Source organism: Acinetobacter sp. ANC 4218 (assembly GCF_002135245.1).
GTDB lineage: Bacteria > Pseudomonadota > Gammaproteobacteria > Pseudomonadales > Moraxellaceae > Acinetobacter.
This window is the reverse complement of the sequence record NZ_NEGD01000003.1, coordinates 159,022-179,224: the sequence shown is the minus strand read 5'-3', so window position 1 is coordinate 179,224 and position 20,203 is coordinate 159,022. Positions and strand designations below refer to the sequence as shown.

Annotated in this window: 22 protein-coding genes; 7 read left to right on the top strand and 15 right to left on the bottom strand. The window is 41.0% G+C overall.

Annotated features, from left to right (window positions below):
- Window positions 1–58 precede the first annotated feature (58 nt).
- Window positions 59–2,266, bottom strand: coding sequence for a bifunctional 23S rRNA (guanine(2069)-N(7))-methyltransferase RlmK/23S rRNA (guanine(2445)-N(2))-methyltransferase RlmL (gene rlmKL, locus B9T38_RS04145; protein WP_086195589.1), 2,208 nt, complete (start codon window positions 2,264–2,266; stop codon window positions 59–61).
- Between the two features lie 235 nt (window positions 2,267–2,501).
- Between rlmKL and B9T38_RS04140 the strand changes: the two genes are divergently transcribed.
- From B9T38_RS04140 to B9T38_RS04110, 7 genes are all read left to right on the top strand, one after another.
- The gene (locus B9T38_RS04140) at window positions 2,502–2,822 is read left to right on the top strand and encodes a hypothetical protein (RefSeq protein ID WP_143222652.1); all 321 of its coding nucleotides are present in this window, start codon (window positions 2,502–2,504) and stop codon (window positions 2,820–2,822) included.
- A 156-nt stretch (window positions 2,823–2,978) separates the two neighbouring features.
- Window positions 2,979–3,317, top strand: a complete 339-nt coding sequence (locus B9T38_RS04135) for a hypothetical protein (RefSeq protein ID WP_086195587.1) — start codon at window positions 2,979–2,981, stop codon at window positions 3,315–3,317.
- A 223-nt stretch (window positions 3,318–3,540) separates the two neighbouring features.
- A complete protein-coding gene (locus B9T38_RS04130; protein WP_086195586.1) occupies window positions 3,541–4,557 on the top strand; it encodes an aspartate carbamoyltransferase catalytic subunit in 1,017 nt (338 codons plus the stop codon).
- A gap of 9 nt (window positions 4,558–4,566) precedes the next feature.
- Window positions 4,567–5,802 (top strand): dihydroorotase, encoded by a 1,236-nt coding sequence (locus B9T38_RS04125; RefSeq protein ID WP_086195585.1) that lies wholly within the window; start codon window positions 4,567–4,569, stop codon window positions 5,800–5,802.
- 163 nt (window positions 5,803–5,965) lie between these two features.
- Window positions 5,966–7,453 carry an OmpA family protein gene (locus B9T38_RS04120; RefSeq protein ID WP_086195584.1) on the top strand — a complete coding sequence of 496 codons (1,488 nt, stop codon included), beginning with the start codon at window positions 5,966–5,968 and terminating at the stop codon, window positions 7,451–7,453.
- 138 nt (window positions 7,454–7,591) lie between these two features.
- Entirely contained in the window at window positions 7,592–8,374 is a 783-nt protein-coding gene (locus tag B9T38_RS04115; protein WP_086195583.1) for a Rossmann-like and DUF2520 domain-containing protein, read from the top strand.
- Between the two features lie 47 nt (window positions 8,375–8,421).
- The gene (locus B9T38_RS04110; RefSeq protein WP_086195582.1) at window positions 8,422–9,096 is read left to right on the top strand and encodes a class I SAM-dependent methyltransferase; all 675 of its coding nucleotides are present in this window, start codon (window positions 8,422–8,424) and stop codon (window positions 9,094–9,096) included.
- Between the two features lie 169 nt (window positions 9,097–9,265).
- On the opposite strand, the gene B9T38_RS04105 is transcribed toward B9T38_RS04110, so the two are convergent.
- The 14 genes from B9T38_RS04105 to B9T38_RS04050 form a co-directional block, all read right to left on the bottom strand.
- Window positions 9,266–9,652 carry a hypothetical protein gene (locus B9T38_RS04105; RefSeq protein ID WP_086195581.1) on the bottom strand — a complete coding sequence of 129 codons (387 nt, stop codon included), beginning with the start codon at window positions 9,650–9,652 and terminating at the stop codon, window positions 9,266–9,268.
- 10 nt (window positions 9,653–9,662) lie between these two features.
- Window positions 9,663–9,800 (bottom strand): hypothetical protein, encoded by a 138-nt coding sequence (locus B9T38_RS16725; RefSeq protein WP_171263166.1) that lies wholly within the window; start codon window positions 9,798–9,800, stop codon window positions 9,663–9,665.
- An 86-nt stretch (window positions 9,801–9,886) separates the two neighbouring features.
- Window positions 9,887–10,063 carry a hypothetical protein gene (locus B9T38_RS16720; protein WP_171263165.1) on the bottom strand — a complete coding sequence of 59 codons (177 nt, stop codon included), beginning with the start codon at window positions 10,061–10,063 and terminating at the stop codon, window positions 9,887–9,889.
- A gap of 10 nt (window positions 10,064–10,073) precedes the next feature.
- On the bottom strand, window positions 10,074–10,418 hold the full coding sequence (locus B9T38_RS04100) for a hypothetical protein (protein ID WP_086195580.1): 345 nt from the start codon (window positions 10,416–10,418) through the stop codon (window positions 10,074–10,076).
- Window positions 10,419–10,625: 207 nt separating this feature from the next.
- Window positions 10,626–10,763 carry a hypothetical protein gene (locus tag B9T38_RS16715; protein WP_171263164.1) on the bottom strand — a complete coding sequence of 46 codons (138 nt, stop codon included), beginning with the start codon at window positions 10,761–10,763 and terminating at the stop codon, window positions 10,626–10,628.
- Window positions 10,760–11,779: a hypothetical protein gene (locus B9T38_RS04090; protein WP_086195578.1), complete on the bottom strand. Its 1,020-nt coding sequence runs from the start codon at window positions 11,777–11,779 to the stop codon at window positions 10,760–10,762. Before B9T38_RS04090 ends, B9T38_RS16715 begins: the two co-directional genes overlap by 4 nt.
- A 449-nt stretch (window positions 11,780–12,228) precedes the next feature.
- Complete coding sequence (locus B9T38_RS04085; RefSeq protein ID WP_086195577.1) at window positions 12,229–12,612, bottom strand: hypothetical protein; 384 nt, start codon at window positions 12,610–12,612, stop codon at window positions 12,229–12,231.
- Window positions 12,613–13,040: 428 nt separating this feature from the next.
- The gene (locus tag B9T38_RS04080) at window positions 13,041–14,951 is read right to left on the bottom strand and encodes a VapE domain-containing protein (protein ID WP_086195576.1); all 1,911 of its coding nucleotides are present in this window, start codon (window positions 14,949–14,951) and stop codon (window positions 13,041–13,043) included.
- A gap of 96 nt (window positions 14,952–15,047) precedes the next feature.
- Window positions 15,048–15,386: a hypothetical protein gene (locus B9T38_RS04075; protein ID WP_086195575.1), complete on the bottom strand. Its 339-nt coding sequence runs from the start codon at window positions 15,384–15,386 to the stop codon at window positions 15,048–15,050.
- Window positions 15,383–15,697 (bottom strand): helix-turn-helix transcriptional regulator, encoded by a 315-nt coding sequence (locus B9T38_RS04070; protein WP_086195574.1) that lies wholly within the window; start codon window positions 15,695–15,697, stop codon window positions 15,383–15,385. The genes B9T38_RS04075 and B9T38_RS04070 overlap by 4 nt, the downstream gene beginning before the upstream one ends.
- Window positions 15,698–15,709: 12 nt before the next feature.
- Window positions 15,710–15,934: a helix-turn-helix transcriptional regulator gene (locus B9T38_RS04065; protein ID WP_086195676.1), complete on the bottom strand. Its 225-nt coding sequence runs from the start codon at window positions 15,932–15,934 to the stop codon at window positions 15,710–15,712.
- A gap of 407 nt (window positions 15,935–16,341) precedes the next feature.
- On the bottom strand, window positions 16,342–17,580 hold the full coding sequence (locus B9T38_RS04060) for a tyrosine-type recombinase/integrase (RefSeq protein ID WP_086195573.1): 1,239 nt from the start codon (window positions 17,578–17,580) through the stop codon (window positions 16,342–16,344).
- A gap of 196 nt (window positions 17,581–17,776) precedes the next feature.
- Window positions 17,777–18,493 (bottom strand): tRNA (guanosine(46)-N7)-methyltransferase TrmB, encoded by a 717-nt coding sequence (gene trmB, locus B9T38_RS04055; protein WP_086195572.1) that lies wholly within the window; start codon window positions 18,491–18,493, stop codon window positions 17,777–17,779.
- Window positions 18,494–18,623: 130 nt separating this feature from the next.
- Complete coding sequence (locus B9T38_RS04050) at window positions 18,624–20,072, bottom strand: SulP family inorganic anion transporter (protein WP_086195675.1); 1,449 nt, start codon at window positions 20,070–20,072, stop codon at window positions 18,624–18,626.
- Between the last annotated feature and the right edge of the window lie 131 nt (window positions 20,073–20,203).

Sequence of the window (20,203 nt, the reverse complement as noted above, 5' to 3'; positions counted from 1 at the left end):
TAAAAACAAAGGCTGCCAGATAGGCAGCCTTTTTAGTTAGTGCAGTATCTAAAATATATTAGCCATTTTGTGGATGCTGGATTTTCCAGGCACGGTGAATCTTGGTATTACGCTTGAAGTCCGGGCCAATGGTTTCATTGGTAATTTCCTGAACATCAAAGAATGCCAGAATTTCCTCATCCATCTCAAAACCACGATAGTTATTCGAAAAGTATAAAGTTCCTTCTGTAGTCAGGCGGTTCATGGCACGTTTAATCAGCGATAAATGGTCACGTTGTACATCGAAGGTACCATGAAACTTTTTCGAATTCGAGAAGGTTGGCGGATCGATAAAAATCAGGTCATATTGTTCATGACCTTCTTTTAGCCATTCAAAACAGTCACTGGCAAAGAACTGGTGTTGTTCATCGGCATGATCCACTGTTAAACCGTTCAAGACAAAGTTTTCTTTTGACCAGTTCAGGTAAGTGTTGGATAAATCGACACTGGTGGTACTGGCAGCGCCACCTAAAGCTGCGTGTAGGCTTGCTGTAGAGGTATAACTATACAGGTTGAGGAAATGCTTTCCTTTCGCTTCTGCTGCAATACGCAAGCGCATTTGACGATGATCCAAGAACAGGCCGGTATCCAGATAATCAGTCAAGTTGACTAAAATTTTGGCTTTGCCTTCCTGTACGATAAAACGTTTAGACGCAGTACTCTGTTTGGTGTACTGGTTTTTACCTTCCTGACGGGCACGGGTTTTAATGAAAATGGCATCACGACCTAAACCGGTCACTGCACGAATGGCTTGTAAGGCAAGGTTAAAACGCTTTTTAGCTTTTTCCGGATCGATGGTTTTTGGTGGTGCATATTCTTGCACATGTAAACGGTCACCATATAAATCTACCGCAACATTAAAGTCAGGCAAATCGGCATCATATAAACGCAAACAGAAGATATTTTCTTTGACCGCCCATTTTTTTAGATTCTGCATGTTTTTTTGCAGACGGTTGGTAAAGTCCTGAGCACCTTCAATCGGCTCGAACTGCTGGGGTTGCCAGTGTGCCAAGAACGGTTCTGATACCGGTGCAGGTTTAATGATGCCGAAACGCACATAAATCGGAAGTTTACCATTCATCAAACGCAGAATTTGCGGTTCATTAAATGCTAGCACATCGGCTTGCTCAACCTGTGCAGCAATCACTGCAGCATACTGGTTCGGGAAATTTTTTTGTAGCAGCGCAGATAAACCTAAATATAACGCACGGTTAGAGGCTTTATCCCCTAAACGTTCACCATAAGGCGGGTTGGTGACAATAAATGAGGTTTTACCTTCGGCTTTAAAGTCTGGCCAATCTGCCAATGTGCGCTCTTCAATTTTGATATGGTCAAGCAGCTTTTCAAAACCGGCTGCAATGATGTTTTGCTTAGTGGCTTTGACCGCTTCCCAGTCTGCATCATAAGCATAAAACTGCGGTAAAGGCTGTTGCAATGCTATTTGATGACGTTCTGCGGCTTCTGCCTTAATCGACATCCACAGTTCATGGTCGTGACCATTCCAGCCATTAAAGCCAAAGCGACGTACCAAGCCCGGAGCACGGTCAGTCAGCATCATCAGTGATTCAATGATAAAAGTACCCGAACCACACATCGGATCTAAAATAATGTCTGGTTTGCGTTGTTTTAATTTGGCTTTTTGCAGAATGGCTGCTGCCAGGTTTTCTTTAATCGGTGCATCGGTCATGTAATGACGATAGCCACGTTTATGTAAAGAATCGCCAGATAAATCTAGGCAATAGGTATGCGCAGTTTTGCCAGCAAGCACATAGAGGGTAATTTCTGGCTGTTTGATGTCGATACTTGGGCGTTTACCCACAGCTTCCATAAAGGAATCCACCACACCATCTTTTACCCGTAAAGTTGCAAATTGTGTATTGACCTTGATTTCACGTTCTACATGTAAACGAATGGCAAATGTACTTTGTGGTGCGAAAATGAGTGACCAGTCAAAGTTGATTGCACCTTCATAGAGCTCTTCTGCAACATCACGTGCGTCATGGGTAAATTCAAGTTCATGAACATGAATAGGGGTTAACACACGTGAAGCTAAACGAGACCACATGCAAATACGGTATGCATCTGTCAGTGTGCCTTTGAAAATCAAACGACCCGGTAACTGTTCAATATTTTGAACACCTAAACCTTCAATTTCCTCGCGGAGTAAGGTTTCAAGACCATCTGCACAGGTGACCCAGTAATTGCTTAAACGTGAAGAGGTATTCATAAAATAGAGAGACCGAAAAAAATAAAATAAAAACTTGTATAAGTTTAACTTATTTTAGTGCTGAAAACTTTTTATATTTTGAAAACTTCAAGCGACTTAGGTCAGTGTATTAATTATAAAAAGCTCTAAATGTTGGAATAAAAAGCCAATTGAAAATTCAGACGATATGTAAAATTACATTGCGCTTAAAAGTAAGTTTTAAAGTTTAATGAATGGATTTTATTGAGGGTAAAGTGTGAATATTACAGCAAAAAAGGATGATATTTTTTCAGTCGCGACATTACTATATGCACGCTTAAGGAAAGTGAATAGTCGGGTTATTGATGTCATGTATTTAATGCAGGATCGTTCCTATGCATATCATGTGGTCACACTTGCACTTGAGACAAAGGATCCAGAGCTTGCAAGCTATGTGGAGCGTTTGCGAGTGCTTTTAGACTTACAGGATGATCGTGAACTTATAAATGGAGAAGATCAACAGATTCGTCTTTCGAAGGAAAATAATGCCAATAAAAAAGTTTTTGACGAAGGCCATGTAAGTTTTAGCCTATTCTAAAATATAATAAAAACATCATTTTAAGAGAGCTCATATGTTGAATCATGTGAGCTTTTTTTATATTGGTACAGATATTGCTGCATAGCCCAGTGAGGCTGCTTGATCAAGGAAAGCACTTGATGCCTCACTTTCTTTTTTTAGAGATGGGAATGACAAATGTCAGAAAGTGTAATCATTACAAATGAAGTTTTTTCAGTGGCAACACTTATTTATGCACGGTTAAGACGGGTATCAGGGCGTGTGATTGATGCAAGCTATCTTACAGAGAATGTCGAATATGCCGAACATGTGATGGCAATGGCGAAACAGACACAAGACCCTGAATTACTTCGCCTGGTTGAACGTTTGACTAAAGTGCTGGGACTAAAAACTGATGAAGAGCCTGAAAATGAAATTCAGTTCACGCAACATGAAGAATTAATTTCGGTTGAACCCACTCAAGAAGATATAGAGCGTGCACAAGGGGCAAACCGCTACATTGGGGCTCTACGTTAGTTGCCTAGGGTAACTCGTAATCAGGCTGAGTTACCTGTTTTTATTTTTAAAATCAGATGGCTAAATCATTGAATGGTTAATTTATCTTATTGAAAAATTAAATTGGAATTATATTTTTTATTCCAAATACCGAGCTGCTTTTTAGACAAGTAAGATCAAGCTGAACTATTTAAATCGCTTAAACTCTGTATAATACGTTGACTTAACGTATAAGGAATCTCTCATGCACTTGGCGGCATTGCATACTCCGAGCCAGATTCAACTCAACCAAGATGGTAACTTAAAACACTTCCTCACCATCGAAGGTCTTTCCAAAGAAACCCTCACAAAAATATTGGACACAGCGCAGTCCTTTTTTAATGACCAAAATCAGCTGATTACCAATAACCTGCTCGAAGGTCGTACGGTGATGAACCTGTTTTTCGAAAACTCGACCCGTACTCGTACCACCTTTGAAGCTGCAGCAAAACGTTTGTCAGCCAATGTGCTCAACATTGATATTGCCCGTTCAAGTACTTCCAAAGGCGAAACCCTGCGTGACACCTTGTGGAATCTGGAAGCCATGGCAACCGACATTTTTGTGGTGCGTCATTCATCTTCAGGTGCGCCGCATTTTATTGCCAAAGATGTCTGCCCGAATGTTGCCATTATTAATGCCGGTGATGGCCGTCATGCACATCCGACACAAGCAATGCTGGACATGCTCACCATTCGCCGTGAAACCAAAAAGAATTTTGAAGATATCAGCATTGCCATTATTGGTGACATCAAGCATTCACGTGTAGCACGTTCAGATGTTGCGGCACTGCAAACTTTAGGCTGTAAAGATATCCGTGTGATTGCACCAAATACCTTGTTGCCTTATGGTTTTGCTGAATATGGCGAAGGTGTCCGTTTATTCAATAACATGGAAGAGGGTATTAAAGATTGCGACGTGATCATTACCCTGCGTATTCAAAACGAACGTATTGATTCACCGGCGCTATCTTCACAAGCTGAATTTTACAAAATGTACGGTCTGAACAAAGAACGTCTGGCTATGGCGAAACCGGATTGCATCGTGATGCACCCGGGTCCAATGAACCGTGGTGTAGAAATTGATTCCAGTATTGCCGATGGCACCCAGTCAGTGATTCTGCATCAGGTGACCAACGGTATTGCAGTACGTATGGCGGTATTGGCTCTGGCAATGCAAGGTCAGTTGCAAGAAAAAGGTTTGTTAGAAGCGGTTGCGGGATAAGGGAAAGTCATGAGTATTGTAAAAATTGAAAATGTACGTGTCTTGGACCCCATCAACAAAACCGACAGCGTACAGACTGTATATATTGAAAATGGCAAACGAGTTGCTGAAACTGCTAATGTCACTGAAACCATTGATGGTCAGGGCAAATGGCTGATGCCAACCATGGTGGATCTGTGCGCTCGTTTACGTGAACCGGGTCAGCAGCAGCATGGGACTTTAAAGTCCGAAGGCAAAGCTGCCCGTGAAAACGGTATTCTGCATGTGTTTACCCCACCAGATTCAAAACCGATCGTACAGGATAATGGTGCACTCATTCACGGTCTGGTTGAAAAAGCCATGCTGGATGGTGGCATTTACTTAGAAGTGATTGGTGCGCAAACACAAGGCTTGAAAGGCAATCAACCTGCCAATATGGCTGGCCTGAAAAAAGGCGGCTGTACTGCAGTTTCCAATGCCAATGCACCGTTTGCCGACGATGATGTGGTGATTCGTACCCTGGAATATGCTGCAGGTCTGAACATGACCGTGGTGTTCTATGCGGAAGAACCACAAATTGCCAAAGACGGTTGTGTGCATGAAGGCTTTATTGCTTCACGTCAGGGTTTGCCGATGATTCCAGCTTTGGCTGAAACCGTTGCGATTGCCAAATATTTGTTGATGATTGAAGCGACTAAAGTCCGTGCCCACTTCGGCTTACTGTCTTGCGGTGCTTCAGTTGAACTGATTCGTATCGCAAAAGAAAAAGGTTTGCCGGTAACTTGTGATGTTGCGATGCACCAGTTACATCTGACCGATCAGCTGATTGATGGCTTCAATTCGCTTGCCCATGTGCGTCCACCTTTACGTTCCGAACAGGACAAAGAATTGCTGCGTCAAGGTGTGAAAGAGGGCGTCATTGATGCCATTACGACTCACCATGAACCACTGAGCAGTTCTGCAAAAATGGCGCCATTTGCTGAAACTCAACCGGGTTTCACCGCATTTGATACTTTTGTACCGTTTGGACTTCAGCTCATTCATGAAGGTTTGTTTGAGCCTTTAGAGTGGGTGGAAAAAGTCACGGTCGCTCCGGCAAAAGTGGCCAACATGTTGGAACGCTGGATTGAAGAAGCGGGCTGGGCTTTGCTTGATCCTCAACTTGAATGGACGATCAGCAAAGAGAGCATTGTGTCTCAAGGTAAAAATACCCCGCTGATTAACCAGAAAGTGGTTGGTAAAGTAGTTAAAACTTTCGCAGCTTAAACGATTAAATCGTTTTTTAAAAAATTAAAAGAGTCAGCTTCGGCTGGCTTTTTTATTGTTGAAAAATAATAGTATTCAAATAATACAATTTATTACACTGTCTAAAAAATGAACGAATAGACTAAAAAAGGACATGATAAAAAGACAATAAGAGGAATACGCAATGAATCTTGATTTGATTGATTTATTAAAGCAGAAAGTATCTGCAATGGTTCTTGAGGGAGACACAGCATATCTGAGTGAAAAGAGTCAGGCATTAAGCAGTTTTCTACCCATTTTATTATCTATCTTCAAATCTAAACCCGATCTTATTGTAAATTTACAGAATCAATTAAATCCGAGACTGGGAGATATCTTCAACATTAACCCTTCTTTAAAGCAGGAGTTTTTGCAACAGGTTTCCGGCACGGTGCCGACCGAAACAATCGAATCAACTCTCAATCGTTCTATAGCACCCACCTTGGGGGTATTGGAAACTGAGGCTGGATCTTCCGAACCCAGTGCCATTACCCATCTGATTGAAAGCCATTGGCCTACCGTAACTAGTGCCTTGCCACATTGGGCTCCTGCACTCCTTAGTGCCTTAGGGATCAGTACGGCATCAGGGCAAAGTCTACATCAAGCGCCACCCGTTGACCCTTATCGGGTCACTGAGGAAAAGAAGAAATCAGGTTTTTTAATTCCCCTGATTGTTTTCCTTATTTTAGCTGCGCTATTGGCATTTATTTTTAAGTCGTGTTCAGATAAAAAACAGATCACCCCAGCAAGTGGAATACCTGCTGAAACTGCAAGTAGTGAACCGGCAAAATTGCAGTTGAGTACCGGTTCGACAGGAGACTTAACCACATGCCAGCTCTATTCTGGCAATGCAAATTATATTGAGATTCTGCAACAGGAAATTAAACAGATTTTTAATCACAACACGGGTTGTGGTGTAGAAAACAATAGCCGCTATCATTCAGAATTTATCGATCAAGATGTCATTCCAAGCATATTAAAACTGGTTAAAGGTGTGCCCAATGCCTCATTAACCTGGGTGGGAAATCAGCTCTCCATTCAGACCGCTAATCCGGCTGATGCTGAACAACTTGCAGCTAAAATTCGCCCCCTGGCGAAAAACATGACTGTGCTGACTCCGGCTGGAATGAGCAGTGCATCGGCAGCTGTAGATACCAATACTGCTATTACTGCCGGCAATAGCAATGCAGAAAAAGCATTGGCGGAAATTAATCCGGATCAGATTCGCGCACTGGATATCGCGACCGCATTGAATATGCAGATTATCAATTTTGATACCGCAAGTGCAGAGATTCCAGATGCCAATAAATCTATTCTGGATCAGGCTGCTGCATTGATCAAACGTGCGCCCCAAGTCCAACTAACTGTAAAAGGGCATACAGATGCTGTAGGGAATGCTGAAAAGAATAAAGCACTATCTCAAAAACGTGCTCAAGCCGTTGTGGATTATCTGGTCAAACAAGGTGTTGATTCGGCCCAGTTGCAAGCGGTAGGGTATGGTTCAGAACAACCTGTAGCGGATAATGCAACGCCTGAAGGGCAATTTAAAAATCGCCGTATTGAGTTTGAAGTGTTAAATACAGAAACAGGCGTGATACGTGAAGTGGATGAGCAGGGCGTAAATAAACAGTAAATAAATTAAAGGTAGACCTTATCCCAGTTTAAAAAAGTTTGCCTAACAGACCCTAATAGCAATTAAATAAAAGGATGAATTGATTCGTCCTTTTATTATTGGCATGCTTGTACAGAATTGTAAAACGTGAACTTAGCTATGCGAATTAGTTTTATTGGTGCGGGACGCGTGGCGCATCATCTGGCTACTGTGTTAAGCCAAAATTATCAGATTGTGCAGATATATAGCCGTACTCTAGAACATGCTCAGACTTTGGCAAGTCAGGTCGCTGCAAGGGCTACGGTCAATATTGCAGAACTTCAGTCCGATGTTGATTTGGTGATTATTGCGGTGAGCGATCAGGCGATTGCCGAGGTCATTAAAGAGGTACATGCACAATTCGCCGATGTCTTGATTGTGCATACCTCAGGCAGTACCGATATTCAAGTTCTGGCCGAGGTTCATCCACGTGCCGGGGTATTTTATCCTTTACAAACCTTTAGTTTGGCGCGTGAAGTGGATTGGCAGGCCACACCATTGTTTGTGGAGGCAACCCAGCCCAATGACCTGGCGCAATTGACCCGGTTGGCAAATAGCCTAAGTTCACGTGTCTATCAATATTCATCGGCACAGCGTTTGAGCTTACATCTGGCAGCGGTATTTGCCTGTAATTTTAGCAATTATTGTTATGACATGGCGAAGCAGATTGTTGATGCCAAGCAGGTCGATTTCTCGCTGCTTTATCCTCTGATTTTAGAAACAGCCCATAAAGCCGTACAGCATGACCCTAAGCAGATGCAGACCGGGCCTGCAATGCGAGGGGATCAAAATATCCTGAATATGCATCAGCAGATGCTGGATGATGCCAAGCGGGAAGATTTGAAAAATGTTTACAATTTGATGAGTCAGCAGATTTTGCAATCGCATCATGTTGAAGAGTGACTTAAACTTAAACAAATTAAGATCATGCATTGCAAAAGGAGGCGCGTATGGCAAAGGATTTTAATAGTCAGTATGTTGTGGATGGCTATGATGAACATATCCGGAAGCTCATTCCCGGCTATGAAGTGGTACATCAACAAATTCGGGCTTTATTAAAAACGTATGTGGATGAATATGCACATGTGCTGATTGTTGGCTGTGGTACTGGCTATGAGCTGGGGCATCTGGTTCAGCTGTTTCCTGACTGGACCTTTACTGCAACAGAGTTGTCGGAAAACATGCTGGATAAAGCCAGACACCATATCCACGCCTTAAATGCAGCGCATCGGGTGGAGTTTGTCCTGGGCAATGTGGATCAGTTAAAAACAGGTCCAACTTATGATGCGGCACTTTCTATTCTAGTCACGCATTTTGTGGACTTTGCAGATAAGCCCAAGTTCTTTAAGGCCATTTCTTCGCGTTTGAAATCTCAAGGACTATTCATGACTTTTGACTTGACCAAAATCAAGTCCGATCAGGAGTTGCAAACGCTCAGATATGTATGTGAGGCAAATGGCTTAACGACTTCGCAGACCGCAGTCATGGTGGATCGTTTAGATGATGATTTTTATCCACTCTCGGAACAGGAAACCTTTGAACAGCTTAAAGGCGGTGGTTTTGATACTGTAGAACGGTTTACGCAAATTTTATCCTATCAAGGTTATATGGCGATAAAAGCTTAAACTTTGAGCATAAAAAATGGCTCATTAATATGAGCCATTTTTTATGCTGTCGATTAAGGTTATTTGATTTTCTGAACAGAAAGTCATTCTGTATTTAAGTTTATGTATTTTAAATATATATTTATTTTTGACTATATTTTTGACTATATTTTGACTTACTCCGTGAAAGTCACTCACGGATTAAGATTTTGAGAATTGACCTGGGATTCATGCCAAAAAGAACAGCTAGGGTTTCAATATCAATTCCTTCATTAAATTGCTCACGCACAGAGCGATGTAGAAAATCGGTTGCCATTTGCCTGCACGACTCAATACTAATGGTTTCCCCATTAAAAACCTGTGTCAGCTTACATGCGTCGGCCCAACCGATGATTTGAACAAGCGGCGACTTCGGGTTAGGTACTTTTGGGATGTATAACCAGCAACGAAGTCTTGTTCTACCGTCGGCTTTTGTCTGTGGTGTACGCTTAAGTTGTCCCACTAAGGCCAGCGCCTTGTCTTTACCAATGCAATCTGCAATCGCTCGCACGTTCTGCGGTAAGGGATAGTTGGACATTGCTGCACCTTTATTTCACTGAAATTTTCTTCAACTCAACCGACAATTTTTTTAAGGCATAGGCCTGTTCGAAAGTCATATCTTGGCTATCAAGGATATTCTTTAGCAAGCTCTCGACTTGTAACAAAGTAGTTTGTATATCTGACATAATATTTTATCCAAAAAAATTGGCAGCATTTCATTGAACAGGGGCTGCCTAACCTGCAAACACTCACCGAGGAAGTGAACTTAAAATTACTTTTCAGGCATCAATTGCTTGCGTAAGTAAGCGGAGATCATCCGCGACATTGGTGGAATAAAACCCATCTGTTTCGCGATACGGTTCTGTTCATCTTCTAGTACTTTCATCACGGATGAGGGTACAGAAATTGTGATTTTTACATGTGGATCATCTGCTGTTCCAAGTTGCATAAATTACCCCTTACCAGCTGCGAGCTGGCTTCCAACCAGCATAAGAATTTTCAGCATTTGCTCGTCGTGCTTCAGCGCGTGCTTTACGCTCAGCTTTGGCTCGGACAGCTGGAAGTGCTGCAAGGTATTGAGCTGCTTTCTGGCCTTGTTCATCACTTAATCCATAATGATCAGCTAAGCGTTTTGCAACTGGCTCAAGGTCATCACTAAGGAAAAACGAATTTTGTCCGGGTAGCATAATATGCTGACGATTTAAATCACCGGTGCTGCGGTCGTAAATTTCAGCCAGATTAAGCTCTGCCATTACCTCAGCTGGGATTAAAACGGTTTTGGCTTTTTTTTCACGTTTAGGCATTGTTTAAGCCCTCAAATAGTCGGCGTGCAATTTGTTCAGCCTCGCGGATACTTACATCAAAGTTTCCCGCGATAGTAACCGCCAATGATGCCTCACCATTTAGGATTAAGAAGGGCTGGCAATCAGGCAAAGTAAGCACGAGCTTTGATCTGTCCTGCATGGCACTGCAATCCGTTAAGGTCGCAGCTTGTAGCATTTCTTTTGTTTTTATCTCTTACCTTCTAAAAACGCCATACCAATTTTTTGCATCTGGGAAACAGTAATTTCAAAATCACTGTAAAAGATGATCGTTATTTCTTTGCCTGGTACGCGAAAAAACATGCACCATGGGTTTAGGCTGGTCATGCTACCTTCCAGAATGCAGACTCGCTACCTTGTGGGATAACGGCTTGAATGTTGGCGTAAACAATGATGTTCAAATCGCTCTGTGCGTTCATACGCTCAATCACGACACGAACGTCAGGATGAATAGCGATGGCAACACGATTGAACGCGCCGATCAATGTTTTATCCGTTCCAGCAGTAAGCTCGGCATTGACAAGGCCGCCGGCAAATAATTTACCTTCTTGGACTGTAGCACCTGTGCCAGTCGTACCCACGAACCCAGACAGTTCAGCAAAAGTGATATTTCGTGCAGCAGCAGCGCCGATGGTAAACGCTGAAGGGTTTAGCGCAGCAATAGCTTGGAGTAAAACTCGGTCAGCTGCTTTAGCCAGACCGTGCACGATCGCAGTAAGCACATCATATTCAAGGGTCTCACCCCCAGTATTTTTGCGAGCGCGGCGAGATACCTTTACGCGGAAAGCTTCATGGCTAGTTTCATCGCGCCAAGACACAACACCATCGGAAAACGGCAGTGCTGATTCTGAAACGTCTGAACCAGACGCAACAGATGCGAAGTCTGCGGCTTCGATAGCGCGGAAAATTGCACAGTCTGAATTGAAAACGTGCATACCACTTGTACTGCCGATGTATTTTTCATCCGCAACGATCAATGTAGAACCGGCTTGTACAGTACGCGCAGCTTGAGCTACTACAGCCTGAAGCGTGAAAGCCTCATTGCTCACCAGATTGATATTTCGCTCGATAGAATCGGCTTGAGGAATAAGTGGCGCGTAATCAGTGCCCAGATGAAGCGTGATGCCAGACATAGCAGGCTTGGTGCCAATAACTTTTGGCTCGAACCCAGCAGATTGATGGGTAACTACTCCGAGTTCTTGCTGTGCCTGAAGGACTGCTTCAGTAAGTTTATCCTGGGCTGTCACTAGATCTGATTTTAGTGCAGGCGCTGGCTTATTAAGGCCTTGAATAAACTCAGCCAGTTCGCGGCTAAACTTTAATAATTCGATGTCATCGTTCATTTTTATGTATTTATCCCTTGTGGAGTAAGGACATTCTGCATTGGATTAAAAGTATTTCCCTCCGGCCTGGTTTCCACTTTCTGCAATGGTAGTAAGTTCAACATTTTGAAAAATAACAAAAATTTTTTTACGTGGTCTATATTTTGTTAAAAAAATTCTGCACAAGCTAATAGTAAGTTGTAAATCAATAACTTACGCTGATATGAAGCGTGGCGAGTTTAGATACCCGCTGCTTGATTATGCTGGAAAGTACCTTAATTTATTTTAAATCAATGACTTATTGATATTGTTTGTCTTTTTAATGTCAATATTGATGATGCATGTACGTGAATGGCTAGGGTGATTACCTTGTTCAATTCATTTTCATTCACGTACACACGTCAAAGCTGTAAGCAGTTGGTGAGTATGCCACTGCTTTAGTCATGGGAATAAGAATGAGACTGTTTGTTCTATTTTATGGGTTGCATGGATTCTGAGTAGGTCCACAGCCCATTTGAATTCGTATTTTGTGCATTTATTATTTCGATTTTACTTCCTCTAACTGATAAAACTTTAAATTTCTCAGTTTCTGGGATTTGAACACAATCATAATTATCAAACATTGCAGAAGCTTTAGTTTTTTCTTCACGAACTAAGTGTTCCATTAATTTGTCCAAAAGCTCAGATGAAAGACAAGCGACTAAAAATTTATCTTTGATAGGTGAAACGATCATTTCTGCTTTTATTATAGGCTTTTCACTAACGGCACTCTTAGGTTCCTCTGAACAACCATACAAAGTGAGTGATGATGTGAACACTAATAATAAAAATATTTGTATTGTAGTTTTATACATAGCATTTCTTTGATGTGGTTTTTTTTAGAACATTGAAAATACAATAGATATTATTTATTTACTAGATGGGGATGTTAAATAAAGTGGGGGTATCTATGGGGGTAATGGGGGTATAAAAAGAGCACAGAAAAACTTACCCCCATAAACTAAGTATATAATAAACAAAAGATATTTTTAGAAAATAGGGGTATGGGGGTATGTGGGGGTATCTTTTCAATAGATGAAAGGGCATCTTTTTATTCTTATGTATTTATATATGCTCATATTTAAGTTTATAAATAGTTACCCCCATTACCCCCATATATAGCTTAAACCCTTATATATCCATGCTTTCATCATGGGGGTATCTCTATAAAAGTTACCCCCATGATACCCCCAGTTACCCCCACTTTTAGATAATAAAAAACCCGAACAAGTCGGGTCAGTTATTAAAATGGGTACGTATCACCTGGATCATGTTTCATGGGGACTAAATATTGTTGAACCTTATGTCGTGTCCTGCACTCAACCCCTAAATCACGCAACGCCTTAGAAGCTATATTCCGTTGGGCCTTGTTTGGGGTTCGATAGCCAAGCGAAATTAGCACATCTCCAGCAATCATCCATTCTTTGCTTTGATGCAGCGCCTCAGGTGAGCTACATCGTTCAATTATCTTCTCGGTGATTGGATCAATCTGTTCATGGCTTTCATTGATTGCCCTAAGCTCCGCTTGTTCTTCATGCGTTAAATGCCAGACCTCACCATTTTTAAACCACTCGTACACCTCAGCCCAAACTTGCTGCATATCAATATCATGTGTGTAATTGATTGCAGCGCAGGGGATTGTCCACCAGCGACGGTTCCCAGTGGTATCGACAAGATAATCACTCTGATTTACTGAAGCGCAAAATACAGTCCGTCGGTCGCGTTCGTCATCCTCTTGTTCAAAAGGTTTACGAAATTTATCCACGCCTTGAGTAATGAAAGCCTTAAGTTTTGCAATGTCTGAGCGTTTGAATGTTGCATCAAGTTCACCAAGTTCAACGATCCAGTGCGATAGTGCTCTGATCGTGGTGTCCTTGTTGTCTGTGTCAATAAGTGCCCCAGTCAAAACAAGTTCACGTCTTAAATCTGGCGTAACCAGTTTATTAAACCAAGTTGTTTTTCCTAAACCTTGACCACCAACTAAAACTAAGGCCCCGTGTGATTCAAATCCACCGCTATTGTTTGCAGCAGCCACCGCAGAAATAAGCCACCGTTTAAGCAAAATATCGCGCATTTTAAGTGAATAATGACTTTCTGGAGTGATAGTCGCACATAAGTCGCTAAAACGGCTCATACCGTCCCACGGCTTTGATTTAATCCATGTTAAGACGGGGTTGTATTGGTGTTGGTCGCCAATAATATCTAAATAAGGACGTATCTCGGTTTTTGGCATGGAATTAATAGCGCAAAGACTTGTAATCAATGCCAGTGATGCTTTTTGCTTATTATCAATTGTCGCCTCGAAATCTGGTATTAAGATTTCGTTCTTTTTCCGAATGACGTTATACCGGACATTAATGCCGTACTCACTGAGCAAATATGCCAGGTTCTCCCATGTATTTAATGGTTTGCCTTGTGGTGTTTTGTGTGGAAAACCAAAAGGGCTAACGCTTCCAGATAATGGGACACGGTCATTTTTGATGACATCAGGTGTCATTTTGATAGCTTGATCGAGAAAGGCTTTGACTGTTTTTGTATCGTCATATTGGCTCAGTTCGATTAAATCTGATCCTTCCGCATCTTCAATATATTGATTCAACAGTTTTACACTCGTATTTTGTGCAAGTTTTTGGAATTCTGGCTCTCCGATATATTCTGGTCGAACAGGAATATAAATTTGCATAAACCCAGCATTTGATAGCTGATTGATAACAAGTTGAATTTTCTTAAAATCTGCCGACTTCAGTTCTGACGGATTTGTATTACAAAGGTTGGGCAGAATTGCCAGCACAACTGCATAGCCTGTCTGTGCAATCTTAAAGAATGCCTCAAGGTTGTAAGTCACGATGACAGGTTTGTCATGCTTTAGATCGCCAAAACATGCAAAACCTTTAACATTTAGTTCTGGATATGTCAGGACAGGCTTTCTATCCTGCATGAATGCACATTGAACAAGCTCAAGCCGTTCGTTTACGATGCGCAAAATTAAAGGTTGTTTATACTCAATGTCGCCGATTGTGACGGTTCCAAAATCAATATGAACTGGATGCGAAGGAAGTCCAAAGCGTTGCGCAATTGGGTGACTGGGAGCTTCAATTAGGGGCGCATTGTGTAGAACTTCTAATACACTTGGATAGGTAACAGAGCTATTCATGAAAAATCACCTCAGTTACCTTTTGATCAATATTCATCAAAATTGAGTTGTCTAGATGAATTGTCAAAGCTATAATCAGTGACATGAAAAATGTATTCATTGGCGATCACCATTGATAATTTTTTCAAAAGGGAATGACCGCGAATCGTTCCCTTTATTTTTTTCTGAAATATAAAAATCGGTCATAACTCTCCATACTTCGAGTTGATCCATTCGAATAGCTTTTTTCCCTTTGTTTGCATGCTTCCTTGCATATTCAAAGCAAGCAAATACTTCATTCATTCCACAAGGTGTCCAGTTGTTTGGCGAAGGTGTGGAAGCTCTGAGATATTCCCGAATTAAATTCATGCGCTCAGTTTTGGTGGATGCATAAGTGATTTGCATCAAAAGAGTGCCAGCAGCTTTGCTATAAATAGTGGTACTTTCAAGGCTCATGCTTGCACCTCACTTTTAGAATTTTGGATACGTTCGTTAATCCATTGTTCAATGTCAGATTCAAGCCAAGCTGTGCGAATTTCTGTAATTCTTATTGGTCTAGGAAATTCACCCTTCCGCATCAAGACATACACTGTATTTTTTGACAGTGATGTCTTAGCGGTAACCTGGGCTAAATTCAATAATTTCATTTTGCGAATCTCGATCTGTTCATTATTCGCATACGGTAATATTTCGTCTTTTTGGAATCCTCCGGCCCGGTTTCCATTTCCCGGGCTGAAGAATGCAAAGTTATTAATGAGTGATTTCATAGCAAACACCCTTTAAATTGCACGGGCATTTTTAATTTTTTGAGCGCACCAGTCTTGAACCTCAGAGAGAATCCAAGCCACACGACGATCTCCAATAGAAATAGACTGAGGAAATTTTCCTTGAGCCATTTGTATGTAGATAGTTGGTCGACTTAAAGAAGTAATGCGCTGTACTTCTTTGCCTGAGATTAGGATCTGGTTGATATTTGAATTTGTATCGGTTGCATATTGTTGCATGATCATTTCTCGCAAAAAGATAGCCATGCACATAAATCGAGGGTGTAGAACGTCACCATGAAATCATGGAAGAATTTAGACTTTATTGAAGCAATGAAAGTTAGCTGTTAAACTTTAAAAGTCAAAATTTCTAGTTCTACATTTTAAACCTCGTTTAAATGTGCCTTAGATGGGCTAGTGTTTTGATAATTGCAATGGTGGTGGTACACCGTTGCACCTAAATGCCTTAATGTGGTGGTACACATTTAGGCATTTTTTTAGCTATTTGCTAATATCCTTACACATTAATAGACGTTCTTGACTCAGTCAAATATTTAACTTTTAAAAAACATATACTTAGATTATTTATGGTGATCTCAAGTGATTTGGCGTGAATATTGAGAAAAATAAATAATAAATAAAATCAGTTAGATATAGAATTCTAAAATTGGAACGTTTGTTTGTATAAAATTTGACCAATCAAGCAAGATTTGTTTTCTATGTTCTTTGTATTTTGATTTGTCGTAAATACCCCTTACACCACTTTTCTTATGATTAAGCATTGCGTCAACGACTTCACCGTTATGTCCAAGTTCATTCAAATGTGTAGCAGCGGTATGGCGTAGCTCATGCACAGTGAAATGACGCATATTTAAGCCGCTAGTAATTCCATCAATTGCTGTGTTGAATAGGGTTCTGGATATAGGGTAGTCTTTCTTTTTACCCGGAAAAACAAAGTCAGAATTACCTGAAAGTTCCTTTAGATGGAGTAGGATTGATTTAACTTGAGGTGTGATAAAAATATCGTAAGGCCTTCTCATTCCATTGTAATCTGCTTTAGGATTTGGGACATGCCAGTTATTATTTTCTAAATCAATGTCTGACCATTTAGCTTTTATAACTTCGGATTTGCGTGCAAGGACTAATAATGAAAGTAGCAAGCCGTATTTTGTCGCAGTCGCCGTATTAGACTTAAATAATGCGGTGTAAAAAGTTCTTATTTCATCAAGTGACAATTCGTTTTTTGCTGGGGCAGTATAAATCGTTTCATTGAGTATGATAGTTTTCCTAACAGGTGAACGATTTATATATTCTAAATCAACAGCATAATCAAAAATTTTGCGTAATATTTGGCGTAATTTATCGGCAGTTGCGGCATAACCTGCATTCACTTTTGTTTGAATTATATTTTCAATGTCATTAGTAGTTATTGACTGAATAGGTTTATCAGCAATTGCGTTGCCAATATCTCTATCAATATAAGTGGCAATTGTCCCTTCATTCTTAATTTTTCCTGTAACAAATCGCTCTTTGTATTTTTCAGCAAAGTCTTTAAATAGAATATTTTTTTTTGCATCTTCTTCAGCCTGCTTTTGCAACTCTATTTTTTCCAGTTTAGGATTAATGCCTTTTTGGACTTTCAGTGCATATTCATCACGGATTATACGAGCTTCAGATAATGATAAGTCTGGAAATTGACCAATCTTAATACGATCTTGATGTTTATTTACCGTAAATCGGAACTGAAAAGTTTTTCCACCGTGTGGTGAGATTTCAACGAATAGACCAGAATTTTCAGCATCACGAATCCAGTACGTTTTTGCTTCAGGTTTTAGATTTTTTAGCTCTTGATGAGTCTTGAATGTTCTTTGGGCTGGTTTAGGCATAAGTCAATCATTATGGTGAGTATTGATGGAAAGGAGTTTTTGCCTTTATTTGACTTAAAATAGTGTAGAAGTAGTGGATGATAAAAACAATATTAGATTTAATTAGAAAAATAAAAAAGTCCTTAAGCTATTAAAACTTAAGGACTTATATTTAATAATTTATCTTATTAGACATTATTAAACATTATGGGAAAAGTTATTGGATTTTCTTAAACAGAAAATCATTAATTTTATGACCTTCTTCTAAACCACGACGTTCAAACTTGGTTTGCGGACGCCAGTCAGGGCGAGGGTAGCTATTGCCTTTGCCTGCCATATTTTCAAGGTTTGGACGATTGTCCAAAACATCCAGCATCCACTCAGCATACGGTTCCCAGTCAGTTGCAGAGTGGAAGGTACCGCCCATTTCCAGTTTTTGTTCAACCAGTGGCATACGGTCATGTGATACAAAACGACGTTTGAAATGACGTTTCTTTTGCCAAGGATCAGGGAAGTAAAGTTGTATCGCGTTAATGCTATTGTCTGGCATTTCACGAAGGACCTGAATGGCATCGGCATCCAATAAACGCAGGTTGGTTAAGCCTGCCATACCGGCTTCATACACACATTGTGCGATACCCGGAACATGGACTTCAATGCCGACATAGTTGCGTTCAGGATTGGCTTTTGCCATGAGTACCAGTGAACGCCCCATACCAAAACCAATTTCCACCGTAAGTGGGCGTTCAGGATGTTCAAAATGCTGACGCAAATCACCCACCGGATATTCCAAAATTAGCTGACCATATTGTTCAAGCGCAGTACGTTGAGAGGTATTCAGCGGAGATGAACGGCGCATAAAAGTAACAATTTCGCGATGTTCATTCAAGTTGTCCAGCTCTACGACTTGCTGGTCTAATTGATCGTTCGACATAACTTTGGCAAATGTAAAAAATTCGAATGCGGTATTTTAAGTCCTGCGCCTAACAAGTCAAACTTTTCTCTGTTTTTTCGGTCGCTAAAAGCAACTTTAAAAATAAAAGAACATGAGAGCTGTTTATCTTTCATGAGGATTGATTGTATTGATCAATCAAGGTACTGCTGGCCTCATTCAGGCCTATCACTTCAACCTCAATATTTTGATCTTTAAATTTTTGCACCACGTTATTCAGCATATTCACTGAAGTAATATCCCAGACATGGGCATGACTCAGATCAATCACGACTTTGGAAACATTTTCTTTAAAGTCAAAAAACTGGAAAAATTTTTCGGAATTGCTAAAGAAAATCTGACCATAAATGGTGTAATGACGCATATTACCCGTACAGCTAGATACAACTTTCACCGCACTTTCCAGCTTGTTGATAATAAACAGCGCAGACAGCAGCACACCAGTTAACACGCCCAAAGCCAGGTTATGCGTTGCCAGTACCACAATCACCACAGCAATCATCACCACATTAAATGCAGCAGGATGTTGACGGAACTGTTTCACTGAATCCCACTGGAAAGTGGTGAAGGCCACCATCAGCATAATCGCCACCAATGCTGCCATCGGCACATAAGCCAACCAGTCTTTGAAGAAAACGACCAAGCAGAGTAAAAATACCCCAGCCACAAAAGTCGAGAGTCGGGTACGTGCACCTGAAGAAACGTTAATAATCGACTGGCCGATCATGGCACAACCCGCCATACCGCCCATAAAACCGCTGACAATATTGGCAATCCCTTGGCCACGACATTCTTGATGGCGGTCAGCCTCCGTTCCGGTGACTTCATTAATCACCGTGGTGGTCATCATGGTTTCCAGTAAACCGACTGTGGCAAGGGTGATGGAATAAGGAAAGATGATCTGTAGTGTTTCAAAGTTCAGCGGAATGTCTGGAATCAGGAAAATTGGCAAAGTATCGGGGAACTGTCCTAAGTCACTCACAGTACGCATGTCGGCACCCAAAAATACTGCTAAAGCACTCAGCACAACAATACAGACCAAAGGAGAGGGAATGGTTTTGCCAATTTTGGGCAGATAAGGAAACAGGTAAATAATGCCTAGTCCCAGCACCATAAATAAATAGCCTAAGCTATCCATTTTATTAATTTCCGGCAGTTGTGCGGCAAAAATCAAAATGGCGAGAGCATTTAAAAAACCATACACCACAGACTGCGAGACAAAGCGCATCAGTTTTGCGACTTTAAAATAGCCTGCAATGACTTGAATGATGCCGGTTAAAATCGTCGCTGCCAGTAAATATTGCAGTCCATAATCTTTCACCAAGGTAATCATCAGTAAGGCCAGAGCACCTGTAGCAGCAGAAATCATGGCAGGACGACCGCCAAAGAAAGCAATCGTTACCGCTATACAGAAAGAGGCATATAAGCCCACTTGCGGGTCAACACCAGCGATAGCCGAAAAAGCGATAGATTCGGGAATTAAGGCTAAACCGACCACCAATCCGGCCAATACATCGCTATGGATATTGGAAAACCATTGTTCTTTTTTAAGGCTAATCACACGAATTGATTTCATCAAATTTTAAAGGTGCGTATGGTAAAACAAGTTCAGTCAAAAAAGCATATGAATTTTGACTTGAAAATATGCGAAATTTAGACAATATTCAGAAGGTAAATGATTTTTATATATTT